This window comes from Pseudomonas sp. CFBP13509 (genome assembly GCF_005233485.1).
In the GTDB taxonomy this organism is placed as follows: Bacteria; Pseudomonadota; Gammaproteobacteria; order Pseudomonadales; family Pseudomonadaceae; genus Aquipseudomonas; species Aquipseudomonas marginalis.
Genome location: NZ_QGAA01000016.1, coordinates 128,131 through 142,382, shown reverse-complemented (window position 1 = coordinate 142,382; position 14,252 = coordinate 128,131). Strand labels below are relative to the sequence as shown.

Genomic DNA, 14,252 nt, shown 5'->3' with positions numbered 1-14,252 from the left:
GTCCGCTTAAAAAGGCTAAAAATGGTGTCCACTTAAATTTAGGTGGACACCATCGCCTTAACCGATGGCATCAGGAAGATGTGTTGCTCGGACGGTTACTTTTCAGATTTGGACATCTCCGGACATAGCATACTGTATCCGTGATAACAGGCTCTTGATACACCTCAAAAACAAGTCCAGATTTGAGTCTTTTCCTGCTTCGGCAAGAAAATAAACCCCTTAGATTTCAATGGGTCTGACGCCAGATACGAGTCTCGTTTCCCGCTCCAAATATTGCGCTACAGAGTTCCACTGAATTCTGTAAGTGATTGAAATCAGGGCCTTTAGGCCCTTTTTTTCGTTCCGGCGGGAACCACTGAAATCCAGTACTATCCGGTGCGTTTAAGTCCAGGATTAAGTCCAGAATCCGGACATGCCCTGAATCGGTTTGTTGCTGGAGCAGTTTGCGCAGCGAGATGAGTATCTGGCCCTGACTCTGTTCAGGAGCTCGCGATGGCACTCTCAGAAATGACAGTTCGGCATGCCCGAATCACCGGTAATGGCTACACCCTCGGTGACAGTGATGGTCTCACTCTCAATGTGACGGCCAGAGGCGGCAAAGTCTGGCTCTTCCGTTACTACTGGGCAGGCAAGCAGAAGCGCATGTCCTTGGGTTGTTACCCACAAATCTCCCTCAAAGAAGCCCGTGCCCGACGTGACGAGGCGCGAGCCTTGGTCGCCCAAGGCATCAATCCCTATGAGCACCGTAAGCAACAGCGCCGTGCTGTTCGTTTTGCGGCAGAGCATACCTTCGAGGCCGTGTTCAATCAGTGGGTGGAGTTCCGCATGCTGAGCCTGAAGGAGGGGCGCCAGAGCACACTCTCGCAGATATTGAGAATCTTCAAAAAAGACCTCCTGCCAACGCTCGGCAGGCGGTCCATCTACGGCATCAATCGCCACGACCTGATGCACCTCCTGAGCGGAATCGAACAACGCAAGGCGTTAACGACAGCGGAAAAATGTCGGACCTGGTTCAAGCAATTGTTCCGCTATGCCCTGGTGAAGGTGGAGGGGCTTGACCAGAATCCTGCGTCGGACCTTGATGTGGTAGCGCTTCCGAAACCCCCTGTCGCACATAATCCCTTTCTTCGTATGGACGAGCTGCCTACATTGCTGGCCGCGCTTCGAGATTACGGTGGTGCGAACCAAACACGCCTAGGTCTTCGCTTGTTGCTGCTAACGGGGGTGCGTACCGGCGAGTTGCGCTTGTCGACGCCCGACCAGTTTGATCTAAAGCAGCGGTTGTGGATCATCCCGCCGGAAGTGGTGAAACAGCTTCAGATGGGGATGCGCAGGGCGGGGAAGCAGACCTCAAACATACCGCCTTACATCGTGCCATTGTCGGTCCAGGCGCTTGAAATCGTGCGCGAGATGCTGAGTCAAGTTGTCCCCGCGCAGTGTTATTTGTTAGCGCACCGGAGCGACCTAAGCAAGCGCATTAGCGAGAACACCTTGAATGGGGCGTTGCGTCGAATGGGGTATGCCGATCAACTCACCGGGCATGGGATGAGGGCCACGATTTCGACGGCGCTTAACGAGATTGGCTACCCCAAGGTATGGGTTGATGCGCAGCTTTCTCATGCCGATTCAGGCAAGGTGAGTGCGGCCTACAACCACGCGGAATACGTCGAGCAACGTCGGACCATGATGCAGGATTGGGCGAATAGATTGGACCTTTGGGGGCAGGGTAAGCCGAAAGCAGCAAGCTCTCCGCTGACTATTCGTTTGGAGGGCGCAGCCTCGCTGCCCTTACTGGAAAACTCTAAGGGAAATGTCGTTCTTTACAGCAGCAACTTTGCTGCGGCGACCTCATCGACGATGCTGGTAGGTAGCGAGAAAGGCCCCATGAGGCCCAACCAATCGCCTGTCGTGCCCGTTCCAATACAGACTGAAAAGCCTCACAAATCTCACGTGTCTGAAGCCCAGCGTGAACGGACCGAAATGTTGGCCACGTTTGAAGCTTCGAGTAATTTGCCGCTGCTGGTCTTCGCCAGACTGGCAGGCAAATCCCGCGATCAGATCAATCGGGATATTAAGGCTCGACGTCTTCTGTCCCTGAGCTTGGGGAATCGTGGTCAGCGCATTCCGGACTGGCAGCTTGATGCGTTACGGCACAAGTTGGTGCTCACGGTATTAGCGCGGTCTCCGGATGTGGATGCATGGAGGCTTTATCGGACGCTGTGTAAACCTCATGAGCGGCTAAAGGGTCATTCGCCAATCGATGGGCTCACCATGGATAATTTCGAAATTACCATGCGGATTGTCTGCAGGACCCTGAGCTCGAGCTGAGGTGCTGTCTTCGAGCGGTGACAACGGATGTAGCCGCTGGCTTGAGTGCATCTGGCGAGGGCTGCTCCAGGATACGTGGAATTTATTCTGTTTATCTACAACACATTCCAAGACAAGCGTTTGTCACCTGTCGGAACAGCACCCTTTGTGCTACAGGGCCTGACGTTTTCGCTCTATGGCGCCCTTATCAAGCGATGGCAGGTCGGCCCGGTTCTCGGCAACGCTGTCGTCTCTCCGGTTTCCTGCGTGCCTGCGCTCATCGCTCATGCAGCAATGCCGACCGGTTTCGCTAACCCAACGATTGCCGAGTATCTGCATGGGCGATTCGATCGACGCTATCGAAGCGCCGAGCTGTTGAGCCGCTCCGCTTCCCCAAACTCCCGTAACGGTTGCCCGGTGGCCTCGATGCGGTCGCGTCTTGACAATGAGGATGATGAGCATCATCCTCATTGTCAGCGACCAGATGGTCTGCGCCCCCGACACCTCCGGCGCCCAGCGCCTTAGAACGAAGGAATCTTTCGAATGAATGCTCCACTGACCCAGTTCATGATTACCGAGGCAGCGCCGGGATACTGGCGAGTGACCTTCAACAATCCGCCGATCAATCTGTGCGATCCGGAGACCCTCCTAGAGCTGCAGGAGATCGTCGGCCTCATCGAGTCCGATGACACGTTGCGGGTGGTCGTGTTCGATAGTGCTGACCCGGACTTCTTCGTTAATCACTACGACGTCTCCCGGGTTGCCGATTTTCCCCTGACGCCGGGGCCGACCGGTCTGCCAACATTCGTCGATGCCACGACACGGTTAACCATCTCCCCGGTCGTGACCATTGCGTCGATTCGAGGTCGCACGCGCGGCGGGGGTTCTGAGATTGCTCTGGCATGTGATATGCGTTTTGCCAGCCAGGAGCGCGCGATCTTCGCTCAGATCGAGGTCGGGGCAGGCGTCTTTCCGGGTGGTGGCGGAACCGAGCGCCTGCCACTCCTCGTCGGACGGGCCAGGGCGCTCGAAATCGTTCTCGGCAGCGACGATTTCGACGCAGCAACGGCAGCGAACTACGGGTGGGTGAATCGTGCACTCCCCGATGACGAGCTTGACGCCTTCGTCGACAACCTCGCTAGGCGCATCGCGTCCTTCGACAAACCTGCGCTCGCCGAGGCGAAGCAGCTGATCAACCGTAGAACCCTGCCGTCCGCGGAGGACCTGATGCAGACACAGGACGCTTTCCTTAATGCGTTCTCTTGGCCGACTGTCCATGAGCGGGGAGCACGAATCGCGCAAAAGCGCGACGAAGTGGGTCTTGATTTCGAGGCACGCATGGGTTATCACCTCGGCAATCTCAGTACCGAAACCCGATAACAGCAACTGCAGCGCCAAAGAGTGGGGTCGAAGCCTTGGCGTATATTCGCTTGAACTGGATCGTTACCAAAATCGTTAGGATATAACTAGTGTTGCATCGGGAGGAGTGTCCCATTCATGGGTAGTTCGAAAGCAGACAAGGCGGCAAGCCACGATCGAATTGTCGACATCGCTGCGGCTCGAATGCGCCGCAGTGGCATTAACGGTTTCGGAGTAGCGGAGCTGATGCGGGAAGCCGGCCTGACGCACGGCGGCTTCTACCGTCATTTCGAATCTCGAGATGAACTGGTCGGTGCCGCGGTGGAACGCGCTTTGGCTCAGGGAAGTGCACGGACTGTGGCTACGTCCGGCCAAGGCGGCAGACGGGCGCTCGAAGCGATCGTCGACGATTACCTCAGTCCAGCCCACCGCGCGCATCCTGAAGCCGGATGCGCAGTGGCCGGGTTGGCTGAGGGCATTTCGCGCGCGGATGACCGAACTCGCTCGGCCTATGGACGTCAGGTCGAGCAGTACATCGAGCTTCTGGCCGCGTTGACGCCGGGTACGGACGCCGCTGGTGATCGACTTCGCGCCTGCTTGGTACTCAGTGCACTGGTTGGTGCCCTTGCCATGGCGCGAGCAATCGGCGACGGGGGCCTGTCCGACGAAATCCTCTCAGGCACCGCGACGGCACTCAAGGAGCTCTAGGCAGGATCGACATCCAGCGTAACCAGTTCATGACGGTAGCGAGGTAGGCTGGATCATCCCCAGTTAGACTCCATGCACTCCGGTCCGCCAAAGCCTGACCTGTGCCGCAGGTTTAGAGCATGGTGTTGCTGTTGTCAGCTATCTCGGGGATCGGCTGCCGGTTCAGTCGATGGGGCAAAAAAGTCAGAGTTTGATCCTGCCTTGATTCGCTCGGCATGTTTGTCTCCTAGAGAATTCCGGTGGCCTGGGTCAGTAACCAGATACCGACCACCAGCAATCGGGCACCCACCGCTACGGTCAGGCCAAACTGTCCCCAAGTCTTACGTCCTGCGTGGATCTCCGAATAGGTGGTATAGGCGTGGTAGCAGACCCCGATAAACATGGAGGCAATTACCAGCAGTGCCACCAGCATTACGATGTCGTAGCCGTAGTTCTGCAGCGTCGTGAGAATGCTATCCCCGGTACCGCGCGACGGGTCTTCCAGTGATGGCAGCCCGCCTAGCGCCCAGGTGGGTGACAGCAACACCGCAGCCACACCTGCCATGTACACAATGGGGAGACCTTGATCGAAGTGCTTCATACAACCTCTCTCAAGACAGCAGGAAATAGGTCAGCACCACATACATCACGGCAAATCGCACCGCGACGCCCAGCAGCTGCCGCTGGCTCAGCTTGTGCTCAGCCCAACCGACATAGGCTGTGCGTAATGCCCATACGCCCCAAACCAGCAGTACGGCGAACACCATGCCTAGCAGCAACGTGGCACTCGCGTCGTGTGTGAAACCGCCATGGGCCAGGAAGGCTGACGCCTGATCGGCGCTGAGGCTCATGGGGGCCACCTCCGTGTCTTGACGATAGTCTCCCTGCAACGGCAAGGGATCGCGCGGTTGTGCACGTTGGGGGCTCAGGTGGTCCTGGACGCCTTGGCGTATACGTTGCACGTCGTTGCGGAGGCGTTTGTAGTCGAAGTGGTAGCGGGAGGTTTCGTCACGGGGTAGGCGGGCGCTGTCTTCGGCTAGGCCTTCAATTAAGTTTAGATGGCGAAGCAACAGTGATAGACGAGCAGACTCTGTGGCTGTGCCGGAAGCAGGCCAAAGCACTGACGTCAGCGTTAAGCCGATGGCCAGTAAATGTTGATGCCATTGGTGAACACCTCGATATCCCAACATTTACTAAAATCCCTGAAAAACAGGAGTAAATGTTGCATCTTTGGCTGGGCGCGATGTTCCTTTGAATGGGAAATGGCGTCTGTCCCTTATCGGTGTACCGAAGTGTTCTATGGCTGCAAAGTACATTGCTGTGGCAGAGTGCCTAAATGCTAATGCGGAGCTGCAATTTCGTTGTCTTGATGCAGGCGATCCTGAACTACGTCGCCCAACTCTGAAATCAGAGCCAGATGTGAAAATCAGCATCGAATAGCGTTCTTACTGACTGGGCATTGAGCACAGGCGGGCTTGAGCTATGCTTTGAACTCAATCTCACGAGTCAAGGATGTCGTGATGGTCATTCGTAACGCTTCGAATCACGCGATAATCGCTGCGGATATTGGTTGGACCGCAGAGGATGTTGGGAGGTATATCGTTCACATTGAGCCAATGGCCGATGGATCTGGCTACTTTTTGCTGCCGCACCAAGACATGCCTGGTGTCCCTCGATTCAAGCCAGTAAAGCTTGGCAATGATTGGGTAATAAAAACAGGCGCGATTCAACTTGAGTGTCTTTGATAGACCTTTACAGATATTTTTTGAAGCTACTCGCGGTTACGCTGATGGTAGCTCCAAGAATTGTCGCCGCTGGTATTACCATCAATATCGGATTGACACTGATGGGCAGCGACAAATACACCACCCACGGCAACACTGCCAACGGCAGAATCATCGCCCGTGCCCGGTGGTACAGAAACCCCGACTCCCGCGCCGCAGTGAAGCGGCGCAAATCCCGCCGCACCAGCCCATCCACCAGTCCGCTTAACGCCGCCAGCACGAACAACGGCAAGGTCAATATCAACACCAGCAATCGCAATAGAAACGTCGCTAAGGTGTAGAACGTCGCCAGCACATACCCCTCCATGTACACCACGGCTTGAGCCAAAGTGGCGTTGAACCCCGTTGCTGTGTTGGCCTCTTTGGCCTGATCGTTCACCTGCTTCAACCAGTCAGACAGCCCACTTTCCAGCAACAGGTTCTGGTGTAGCAAGTCCACCATCCTGTACGCGCTGCGCCCCGGCTCCTGCACCACCACGCTACGGGTGAAGTAGGATGAAAGCTGTTGCAGTTCGAAATTCATCATCCCTTGTGCATGCCGCCAGCCTTGCTCCGTCCAGAACAGATGCATTCCGATCAGTTCGATCGCCAGACACAGCAGCAGAGACCCCAACAACACTCCAATAAACCGCAATGGTAGGGAGACCAGGGAGAGCAGCAATCCTTGCTGCCGAGCCTGCTGTTGCTGGGCAACGCTGGCCGGATCACGCATGACGGCGGCTTTCGTTGTGCCAGATTGTTTGATTCTCACCATATTGGCGGCGCATGTGTTCAGCCAGGTCGAGCAGATTGTTGGGCATATCGGCATCTGGCTCATGTACAGGCAACGGCATCCGCAGTTTCCACAGGATGCCGCCTTCGAGCAGGGCAAAGGCCTGGCCTTTGGGCAATGCGACGATATGCGCGGGTTCCAGCAGCGGTACGCTGGTGGTGATGCGATCCATGCTGCTGGAGGTAAATGCTGTTCGTCCGTGTGGATCGGAGCTGTCAGTGGCGCTGCTCATGGGGGAGATGCCGGCGATTTCGACCTTTGGCAGTTGTTTGGTCAGCAGCTCTGCGGTGGCCGTTTCACGTACGCGCAACATGATCAGGTTGTTGAAGTTGCCCACCACTTGGCCAGCCTTGGCGCGGTTGCCGAGACGTGCTTCGATATCGCTGAGGGTCTGGGTGTAGGCGGTGACCTGCATACCGGCGCCGCCTCCCTTGTTGACCATGGGAATGAACTCGTCGCCCATCAGTTCGCTGAATTCGTCAGCATGGACATTGATTGCGGCCGTGGCGTTGGTTGTCGCGCCAGGCAGGCCATCATCCAGGCCGAATTTATAAAGGTGGCCGGCGACCGAGACCAGGTCGGCAAACATCGAGTTGCCCACGGCAGCAGCAACCTCCGCATCCGACAACGCGTCCAGGCCGACGTAGACCACTGCTCGTTGGCGTACCACCTGCATCCAATCGAAGACTGGCCGTGCGTCGTTGAGGTCGGTGTAGTCCGGGGCCAGTAATTGGGCAATGCTGCCGCTGGTCAATTTTTCCAACAGCGGCAGCAGGGAGGCGACGATCTTATCGAAGAACGTGCGCTCGTAACGCACGGCACTACGCAGGCCTTCGAGTACTGGATCAAACAGCGGTACCAGGCTTAGGTATTGCTCGATTACCACCACCCGACGGTCGCGGCCGAGCATATGGCGGGGCGTGTTGCGTTCGTTGATGCCTTCTTCGATCTGTACGATTGCTTCCCAACGAAGAGGGCTCGCGCTTTGCCCCGGCGATGATTTCGTCGGGCGTGTATGCCGGGGTGTTTGACCTGGAATATGGGCTGTCCCGCAAGGACAAGGCCGGGGGCAGCATCGGCCAGGCGTTGCAGCACATTGGCTATGCCGGCCCGCATGCGGTGGGCGGCCAGGCCGTGCATGCCGCGTTTGAGCTGCATATCGAGCAGGGCCCGATCCTCGAAGCGCAGGGCATTACCATCGGCGTGGTCACCGGCGCCCAGGGCCAGCGCTGGTATGAGGTGGAGTTGAGCGGGCGCAGCGCCCACGCCGGTACCACACCGATGGACCACCGCCTGGATGCGTTGCTTGGTTTTGCCCGCGTGGCCGAGGCGGTGAATGGCTTGGGTCTGGAGCAGGGCGCCGAAGGGCGGGCCACGGTGGGTATGACGAATATCTTTCCCAACTCGCGCAACGTGGTGCCGGGGCGGGTGTTTTTCAGCGTGGAATTCCGTCACCCGGACGAAGCAGTGCTGGCGCGTCAAGACCAGCAATTGCGCGACGCTGTGGCGCGTATTGCTGCGGGCATCGGTTTGCAGCACAACGTGAAGCAGATCTTCCTGTACGCGCCGATTGCCTTCGACAGTGATTGCGTGGCCGTGGTGCAGGCGTCTGCGGAGGCACTGGGATACAGCCATCGCCCGATGATTTCCGGTGCCGGGCATGACGCCTGCTACCTGAACCAGGTGGCGCCGACGGCGATGATTTTCGTGCCGTGCGTGGACGGGCTGAGCCACAACGAGGCAGAGGAGATTTCGCCGGAGTGGTCGACGGCGGGCGCAGATGTGTTGCTCCAGGCACTATTGGCCAAGAGCAATGCTGAGCCAATGATCTGAATGAGTCTTGGGAAACATTGAAGCGATTCGGTAGGGTGACAATTAGCGCTGTCCGATCGGGATTGCCAGCTCTCATAAGCTGGAGGTTTGCTCACTGGTGAATTTCTGTAACTGACATGGTGAAAACCAGCTTGGATCTACCCGCATTGGCGTAGGAGTGTGGAACATCTGTTTTTGCGACCGCTGAGCAACCTGCGTGGATGACTAATTCAGTGTCCCCGACAACACATTTAAGCGTCCCTTTCTCGACATGAAATAATTCAATTGTGCCCTGAGGATGCCCTTGTGACGAAAAGGACTCCCCTGGAAACATTTCCCAGCGCCACAGCTCAATCATGTTAGGCCCTGTGGTCCCTGCAAGAAGACGGGCTGTCCCGCCCAGATCACCAGTCCAGAGAGTGGGGATCTCCTGGCTGTCGATCATATGGGCAGCAGGGGCGTCTGTCACATTGACGATGTCTGCAACAGAAAGCCCCAACGCGGCGGCGATTTTGCACAGGATGCCTATGCTCGGGTTAGCCGTGCATTTCTCAATTTCGACGACCATTCCTTTACTTACGCCTGAGCGGCGAGATAGCTCATCCAAGGTGATTTTCTGATTCTTTCGTGCCTGTTTGAGCGTGCGCGCAACTGCCAGGCCCACAGTCTGAGCATCGGCGCCGGGCGTGGTCGATATAACGTTGTTTAGGGTCATTGTTCAGGGTCATGAGAGAGAGTTGGAGGGATTCTCGACGCTTGCTGCTGGTGTCGTCAATCTGCTCGGTGGCGGGATCTTATTGGTATAGTCGATATATTGACTTATTTGGTCGCTAATGGATAGCATGAAACCACATGTAGATCATTGGAGGTTTTTGATGCTGTCCGTACTGCCGTTAATTGACCAATCTGTTGCAGATTTGGCACCGGGCTTCCGGGCGCTGAGTATCGTTGTGAAGGCTGCGCCCCTGACCAACCCTGGTGTCGCTCAAGAGGCCTTGGACCGCGCTTGCCAGGCAGTGTTGGCAAGCGGGCCCGCTTGGGGAGAGGCGCATCTGGCAGCCTGGGCTGAGACCTTCCGAAAGTTTGGGGCCAAGCCACAACGCACGCCTTGCTCGGCTGAAGCATTGCGCAAGCGTGTTCTACGAGACGGCAGCTTACCGAGCCTGGACCCCATCGTTGACCTCTACAATGCCATCAGTATCGAGTACGCGATCCCTGTAGGCGGGGAAAATATAGACGCCTATGTGGGCACTCCGCGGCTCGTCGTCGCAGACGGTACCGAGCCTTTTGACACCGTGAAAGAAGGCGCTCCCGCTCACGAGTATCCAGACGCCGGCGAAGTGGTATGGCGGGATGATAAAGGCGTGACATGCCGTCGTTGGAATTGGCGGCAAGGTGTCAGAACACGCCTGGGTTCTGGTGCAAAACAGATGTGGTTCATTCTGGAAAGTTTGCCGGCGATGCCTCTTGAAGCGCTGACAGAGGCAGGCGACAAGCTTATCGAAGGCCTGCAACTGATGATGCCAGGCGTTCAAATTGAAAGCTCACTGATTGGTCCTGGATCTAATTAGTCAAAAGACGAAACCCTGGAGTCATGAATGATATTTACCGGCCTTAGCGCATTTCCCTTGACGCCTATGAATGAACAGGGCGTGGATGAGAAGGGCGTAAGCAAATTGCCGCTGTGATCGACGAGCTGGAGCTGAGCTGAACCTGGCTTCTTACTTAGAAAGAGGGCGCTTGCCAATCATGCTCCATGAGGCAAGCGCGCAGGTTTCTAGCGTTTCAAAAACGTTGTGAAGTGGTCCTTGTGATCCTGCAGGATCTCGCCTGGCAAGATCGTTGCGACACTCCCCCGATGTTGCAGGCCATGGGATAGCACATGCGCCAGTATTTGCTCCTTAGTCATGTTGCCAGGCTTTCCGTCCTTGAAAGTAAACGTCACGTGATCAGCCAGTTCCGCTGGCGTGACGGCTTTGGTGTATTCGACAAACCATTGATTCGCCTTGGAGAATTGCTCTTCAAGCTGACTCAAGTCCTGCGGTTGGTCGGTCACGACGGAGTCAAATTCGTCCGGCTTTCCTTTCAGTCTGGCGATGAACAACTGATCAACAATGTTGATGTGGTTGAGCCAATACATCGCTTTCGCCATTTCGTCTGGATAGGATTTTGCCGCTGAGGCTTTCAAGTATTTGAATAGTTCCTCCTCAGACCATGCCTTGTACTGGTAAAGCGAATGCAGAAGGTTTTTGGCGCTCATGGTGTTCTCCCTGATTTCTAGCTGACAGGTGTCCCGCGCTACCTGGCGAGGTAGCGCCAGAGACTTCGTTGCGGTTGGCTGAAAAAAGCTGGTGGATAAATGCAATGGTCAATATATTGACTTTTATAGTCAATAGATGGAAGCTGGATGACAAGCGATTTAAATCGTGGTGTTGGATTTCAGCAGGGCACCGCCAGAGAGGCGGCTAGCTCAGAGATTGCGAGAGGGTGTCTCAAGTTATGAAATACGTCAGTACGCGGACACCCGGCAAAACATTCGACTTTGGTGATGTGCTCATGGGGGCGTATGCCCCGGATGGAGGGTTATTCGTTCCTCTCAAGGTTCCTCACTTCAAAAGGGAAGATCTCTCCAAGCTGGAATGGCTGCCTTTCCATGAACTGGCACGTCACGTGATTGAGCCGTTTGTAGGCCGTTGGATACCTCAAGATCAGCTGCCTCAGATTCTCGAGGAAACGTTCGACTGCTTCAAAAGCAGAGCGGTTGCACCGCTTTACCAAACGGCGAGCAACGAGTGGATATTGGAATTGTTTCATGGGCCAGCTGGCGTCTATCAGGACTTTGGTCTCCAATTGATGGCTCGCCTGGTTGGGCACGACTTGTTGAGATCTGGCAAGAAAGCGCTTGTTGTAGGTTGCACCGGTGGAGACACAGGCGCTGCGGCTATAAAAGCCTTCTCCGGTATGCAAGGTGTGACCGTTATTGTGCTGCATCCCTCGAGAGGAATAACGGAAGAGCATAGACGCCGCTTATTGAGCGCGGGTGAAGAAAACATAGTTAATGTTGCTGTCGAAGGGGATTATTCCGATTGTCATCGCCTCTGCGAACAGTTCTTCAAACACAATACCGAAACGCAGCAACTGATATCCTTCAATTCCGTGAATTGGGTGCGAGTGCTTGCACATCTTCCCTTCTATTTTTACTCAGCACTTCAATTAGGCGCGCCTGACAGGGCAGTAGCCTTCAGTGTGCCCACCGGCAATTTCGGAGCGTTATACGCGGGTTATATTGCCAGGGAAATGGGATTGCCGATTCGGCAATTGATCGTTGCCACCAATGTCAATGCGGGATTGCATAATTTTCTGCAAACTAATCTCTATAGCCGAAGTGAGATTCGTATTACTAATACGCCTAGTATGAACGTCTCATTGGCCTCGAATTTTGAACGCATGCAGTGGAGTATTCTTAACCGCCGCGGAGAAAAAGTAGCCAGGAATATGGAGTTGTTAGAGGGGGAGGGTTCGATTCAGTTAGAGCAAGATGAATGGTTGGAGGCACGTAAGCTTTTCGACTCGCTGGCCGTGGAGGACGCAGATGCTTTCCGGACCATTCATGAGGTGTTTGCGCAAAGTGGTTATCTGATCAGCCCCAATACTGCAATTGGTTTGCGAGCGGCGCGTGCCAGTAGGCGTAGCTTGCTTATCCCGATGATCTGTCTGGCGACGACACATCCCTCCAAGAGTGCCGCAGCGGCTGATGAAACAGATGCGCTGGGGGTCATCAAAGGGATCGGCGCTCTTCCTGGGCCTGATTATCGATGTGTTTCAATCCCTAACGATGTTGGCGCTCTTAAGCAGCTCATCGGGACGTTGTCCACAGACACGGAGTCTCGCTCGTTATAAGTTTGGAGTTAGAGATGAAACGTGTGTTAGATAAGGTTGACGAGAAAATATTGGAAGAGCTGACGCGTAACGCGCGGCTGGCTCACAATGACATTGCGATGAAAGTTAACTTGTCGAGGAATGCGGTCAGGCTGCGAATCGAAAGATTGGAGCGTGATGGGTACGTCAGAGGGTATACGATTATTAAAGGAATGCCCTCGGCGGATGCTGGGCCGATCAACGCTTTAATCTTCGTTTATCGTAAAGATAGAATGCGTGATGCTGACGTTGTTCGTTCTGTCATAGCGATGCCTGAGGTTATTTCATGCAATGTGATGAGCGGCGACCTTGATATTGTATTGACGGTCGAGGCGATGAGTTCAGACCGTATCCATAGAGTTTGGAGTGAAATCTCAGCGCTGCCAGGCGTCCTAAATACTGTGACGTCCTTCGTTTTATCCTGCACCAAGTAGTATGGATAAAGCAAAGTGCGCTGCCGAACGAGCATTTTGCTCGCAATTACGTTCTGTTTGCCATATTCGTGAAAATGCGTTGGCGACTTACTATTTCAGCACCCAAACATAACAATGAGATCTTTGTCGTGACTGAATATAAAATTGCTTTGCTTGGCTTCGGTGGCGTCAACCGCGCGCTGACTCAGCTTATCGCTGATAAGAATTCGCGCTGGGCAGATGAGCTGGGGTTTACTCTGAAGATTATCGGCGTCAGTGATCTCTTTCTTGGCTCGGTTATCAACAAAGACGGTCTGGATGCTCATGAGCTGGCCGCGGTGCCTGCAGCCAAAGGCAGTCTCAAAGCCCTGCGAGGCGGCAGTGATGAACCTGCCAATGAGTCCGTCATTCGGTTTGCGGGTGCCGATATCGTTGCTGAGGCTACATTTACCAATCCCGTGGACGGCGAGCCAGCCACTACGTTCTGCCGTTGGGCCCTGGAGAAGGGCATCAGCGTCGTGACTACCAACAAAGGTCCAGTGGCGCTGCATGCGCAAAGTTTGAAGGCGCTTGCCCAAAGCACCGGTGCTCAGTTTGAGTTCGAAGGTTCTGTCATGAGCGGAACGCCAGTTATCCGGTTGGCTAAGGAATCTCTCGCAGGCTCGGAAATCAGCGGTTTCAAAGGAATTCTCAACGGCACGTCGAACTTTGTCCTCTCCAGTATGGAGACGGGGCTGGACTTCTCCAGTGCTGTTGCGAAGGCCCAGGCGCTAGGTTATGCCGAAGCAGATCCAACAGCCGATGTGGAAGGGCATGATGTTCGTCTAAAGGTCGTCATTTTGGCGAATGAGTTACTCGGCGCAAAGCTCAAGCCTAGCGATGTCCTGTGCAAGGGTATTTCCGAGATTACCGCCCAGGACATTACCGAAGCGACAAAAGCCAATGCTCGATGGAAGCTTATCGGCAGCGCAGAAAAGCTGAGTGATGGCTCCATTTATGCCTCCGTGAGCCCGCAGTTATTGCCCGCCACTGACGCACTTGCCGGTGTGAGCGGGGCTACCAACGCCATCACTTTCAATACCGCCATTCTTGGCCCTGTCACTGTGGTGGGCGCGGGTGCGGGTCGTTTTGAAACGGCTTTCGCTCTACTCGCCGATATTGTGAGCATTCACAAGCACAAAACCCAGTCAGGTAAGTAAT

13 protein-coding genes and 3 pseudogenes are annotated in these 14,252 nt (G+C 55.2%); 9 read left to right on the top strand and 7 right to left on the bottom strand.

Annotation, left to right across the window (positions count from 1 at the left end):
* Positions 1-492: 492 nt before the first annotated feature.
* The 3 genes from PspCFBP13509_RS24035 to PspCFBP13509_RS24025 all read left to right on the top strand — a co-directional run bounded on the left by PspCFBP13509_RS24035 (position 493) and on the right by PspCFBP13509_RS24025 (position 4,374).
* A complete protein-coding gene (locus PspCFBP13509_RS24035) occupies positions 493-2,328 on the top strand; it encodes a tyrosine-type recombinase/integrase (RefSeq protein ID WP_137212796.1) in 1,836 nt (611 codons plus the stop codon).
* A gap of 522 nt (positions 2,329-2,850) precedes the next feature.
* Complete coding sequence (locus PspCFBP13509_RS24030; RefSeq protein WP_065926206.1) at positions 2,851-3,687, top strand: enoyl-CoA hydratase/isomerase family protein; 837 nt, start codon at positions 2,851-2,853, stop codon at positions 3,685-3,687.
* A 117-nt stretch (positions 3,688-3,804) separates the two neighbouring features.
* On the top strand, positions 3,805-4,374 hold the full coding sequence (locus PspCFBP13509_RS24025; RefSeq protein ID WP_065926205.1) for a TetR/AcrR family transcriptional regulator: 570 nt from the start codon (positions 3,805-3,807) through the stop codon (positions 4,372-4,374).
* A 226-nt stretch (positions 4,375-4,600) separates the two neighbouring features.
* Here PspCFBP13509_RS24025 and PspCFBP13509_RS24020 read toward each other — a convergent pair whose 3' ends face one another.
* From PspCFBP13509_RS24020 to PspCFBP13509_RS31565, 3 genes and pseudogenes are all read right to left on the bottom strand, one after another.
* Positions 4,601-4,918 carry a TIGR03745 family integrating conjugative element membrane protein gene (locus tag PspCFBP13509_RS24020; protein ID WP_242001102.1) on the bottom strand — a complete coding sequence of 106 codons (318 nt, stop codon included), beginning with the start codon at positions 4,916-4,918 and terminating at the stop codon, positions 4,601-4,603.
* Between the two features lie 46 nt (positions 4,919-4,964).
* Positions 4,965-5,204: a TIGR03758 family integrating conjugative element protein gene (locus PspCFBP13509_RS31570; RefSeq protein ID WP_065926203.1), complete on the bottom strand. Its 240-nt coding sequence runs from the start codon at positions 5,202-5,204 to the stop codon at positions 4,965-4,967.
* Between the two features lie 30 nt (positions 5,205-5,234).
* Positions 5,235-5,543, bottom strand: a pseudogene (locus tag PspCFBP13509_RS31565) (integrative conjugative element protein, RAQPRD family); the annotation flags it as partial.
* Positions 5,544-5,873: 330 nt separating this feature from the next.
* Here PspCFBP13509_RS31565 and PspCFBP13509_RS24010 point away from each other — a divergent pair.
* Complete coding sequence (locus tag PspCFBP13509_RS24010; RefSeq protein ID WP_065926026.1) at positions 5,874-6,098, top strand: hypothetical protein; 225 nt, start codon at positions 5,874-5,876, stop codon at positions 6,096-6,098.
* 7 nt (positions 6,099-6,105) lie between these two features.
* Here the strand turns inward: PspCFBP13509_RS24010 and PspCFBP13509_RS24005 are convergent, their stop codons facing one another.
* Both PspCFBP13509_RS24005 and traD read right to left on the bottom strand, forming a co-directional pair.
* Positions 6,106-6,849: a TIGR03747 family integrating conjugative element membrane protein gene (locus PspCFBP13509_RS24005; protein WP_137212794.1), complete on the bottom strand. Its 744-nt coding sequence runs from the start codon at positions 6,847-6,849 to the stop codon at positions 6,106-6,108.
* A gap of 10 nt (positions 6,850-6,859) precedes the next feature.
* A pseudogene (gene traD / locus PspCFBP13509_RS24000) lies at positions 6,860-7,885 on the bottom strand (conjugative transfer system coupling protein TraD); the annotation flags it as partial.
* On the opposite strand from traD, the pseudogene PspCFBP13509_RS23995 reads away from it, so the two are divergent.
* Positions 7,876-8,742, top strand: a pseudogene (locus PspCFBP13509_RS23995) (M20 family metallo-hydrolase); the annotation flags it as partial. The pseudogenes traD and PspCFBP13509_RS23995 sit on opposite strands and share 10 nt — an antisense overlap.
* Positions 8,743-8,833: 91 nt before the next feature.
* On the opposite strand, the gene PspCFBP13509_RS23990 reads toward PspCFBP13509_RS23995, so the two are convergent.
* Positions 8,834-9,436: a helix-turn-helix domain-containing protein gene (locus PspCFBP13509_RS23990; RefSeq protein ID WP_065926028.1), complete on the bottom strand. Its 603-nt coding sequence runs from the start codon at positions 9,434-9,436 to the stop codon at positions 8,834-8,836.
* Between the two features lie 160 nt (positions 9,437-9,596).
* On the opposite strand from PspCFBP13509_RS23990, the gene PspCFBP13509_RS23985 reads away from it, so the two are divergent.
* Positions 9,597-10,292 (top strand): B3/B4 domain-containing protein, encoded by a 696-nt coding sequence (locus PspCFBP13509_RS23985; protein WP_065926029.1) that lies wholly within the window; start codon positions 9,597-9,599, stop codon positions 10,290-10,292.
* Between the two features lie 206 nt (positions 10,293-10,498).
* Here the strand turns inward: PspCFBP13509_RS23985 and PspCFBP13509_RS23980 are convergent, their stop codons facing one another.
* The gene (locus PspCFBP13509_RS23980; protein WP_065926030.1) at positions 10,499-10,981 is read right to left on the bottom strand and encodes a DinB family protein; all 483 of its coding nucleotides are present in this window, start codon (positions 10,979-10,981) and stop codon (positions 10,499-10,501) included.
* A 239-nt stretch (positions 10,982-11,220) separates the two neighbouring features.
* Here PspCFBP13509_RS23980 and thrC point away from each other — a divergent pair, with 239 nt between their 5' ends.
* From thrC to PspCFBP13509_RS23965, 3 genes are all read left to right on the top strand, one after another.
* Positions 11,221-12,621 carry a threonine synthase gene (thrC, locus tag PspCFBP13509_RS23975; protein ID WP_065926031.1) on the top strand — a complete coding sequence of 467 codons (1,401 nt, stop codon included), beginning with the start codon at positions 11,221-11,223 and terminating at the stop codon, positions 12,619-12,621.
* Positions 12,622-12,635: 14 nt separating this feature from the next.
* Positions 12,636-13,073, top strand: coding sequence for an Lrp/AsnC family transcriptional regulator (locus tag PspCFBP13509_RS23970; protein ID WP_065926032.1), 438 nt, complete (start codon positions 12,636-12,638; stop codon positions 13,071-13,073).
* Positions 13,074-13,201: 128 nt separating this feature from the next.
* The gene (locus PspCFBP13509_RS23965; protein ID WP_065926033.1) at positions 13,202-14,251 is read left to right on the top strand and encodes a homoserine dehydrogenase; all 1,050 of its coding nucleotides are present in this window, start codon (positions 13,202-13,204) and stop codon (positions 14,249-14,251) included.
* Position 14,252 lies beyond the last annotated feature (1 nt).

What these genes read in the sequence shown, in the direction of transcription:
- PspCFBP13509_RS24030 (WP_065926206.1), top strand. Translation starts at nt 2,851, where the DNA reads ATGAATGCTCCACTGACCCAGTTCATGATTACCGAGGCAGCGCCGGGA.
- thrC (WP_065926031.1), top strand. Translation starts at nt 11,221, where the DNA reads ATGAAATACGTCAGTACGCGGACACCCGGCAAAACATTCGACTTTGGT.
- PspCFBP13509_RS24010 (WP_065926026.1), top strand. Translation starts at nt 5,874, where the DNA reads ATGGTCATTCGTAACGCTTCGAATCACGCGATAATCGCTGCGGATATT.
- PspCFBP13509_RS24025 (WP_065926205.1), top strand. Translation starts at nt 3,805, where the DNA reads ATGGGTAGTTCGAAAGCAGACAAGGCGGCAAGCCACGATCGAATTGTC.
- PspCFBP13509_RS24035 (WP_137212796.1), top strand. Translation starts at nt 493, where the DNA reads ATGGCACTCTCAGAAATGACAGTTCGGCATGCCCGAATCACCGGTAAT.
- PspCFBP13509_RS24020 (WP_242001102.1), bottom strand. Translation starts at nt 4,918, where the DNA reads ATGGCAGGTGTGGCTGCGGTGTTGCTGTCACCCACCTGGGCGCTAGGC.
- PspCFBP13509_RS23980 (WP_065926030.1), bottom strand. Translation starts at nt 10,981, where the DNA reads ATGAGCGCCAAAAACCTTCTGCATTCGCTTTACCAGTACAAGGCATGG.
- PspCFBP13509_RS24005 (WP_137212794.1), bottom strand. Translation starts at nt 6,849, where the DNA reads ATGCGTGATCCGGCCAGCGTTGCCCAGCAACAGCAGGCTCGGCAGCAA.
- PspCFBP13509_RS23985 (WP_065926029.1), top strand. Translation starts at nt 9,597, where the DNA reads ATGCTGTCCGTACTGCCGTTAATTGACCAATCTGTTGCAGATTTGGCA.
- PspCFBP13509_RS31570 (WP_065926203.1), bottom strand. Translation starts at nt 5,204, where the DNA reads ATGAGCCTCAGCGCCGATCAGGCGTCAGCCTTCCTGGCCCATGGCGGT.
- PspCFBP13509_RS23970 (WP_065926032.1), top strand. Translation starts at nt 12,636, where the DNA reads ATGAAACGTGTGTTAGATAAGGTTGACGAGAAAATATTGGAAGAGCTG.
- PspCFBP13509_RS23990 (WP_065926028.1), bottom strand. Translation starts at nt 9,436, where the DNA reads ATGACCCTAAACAACGTTATATCGACCACGCCCGGCGCCGATGCTCAG.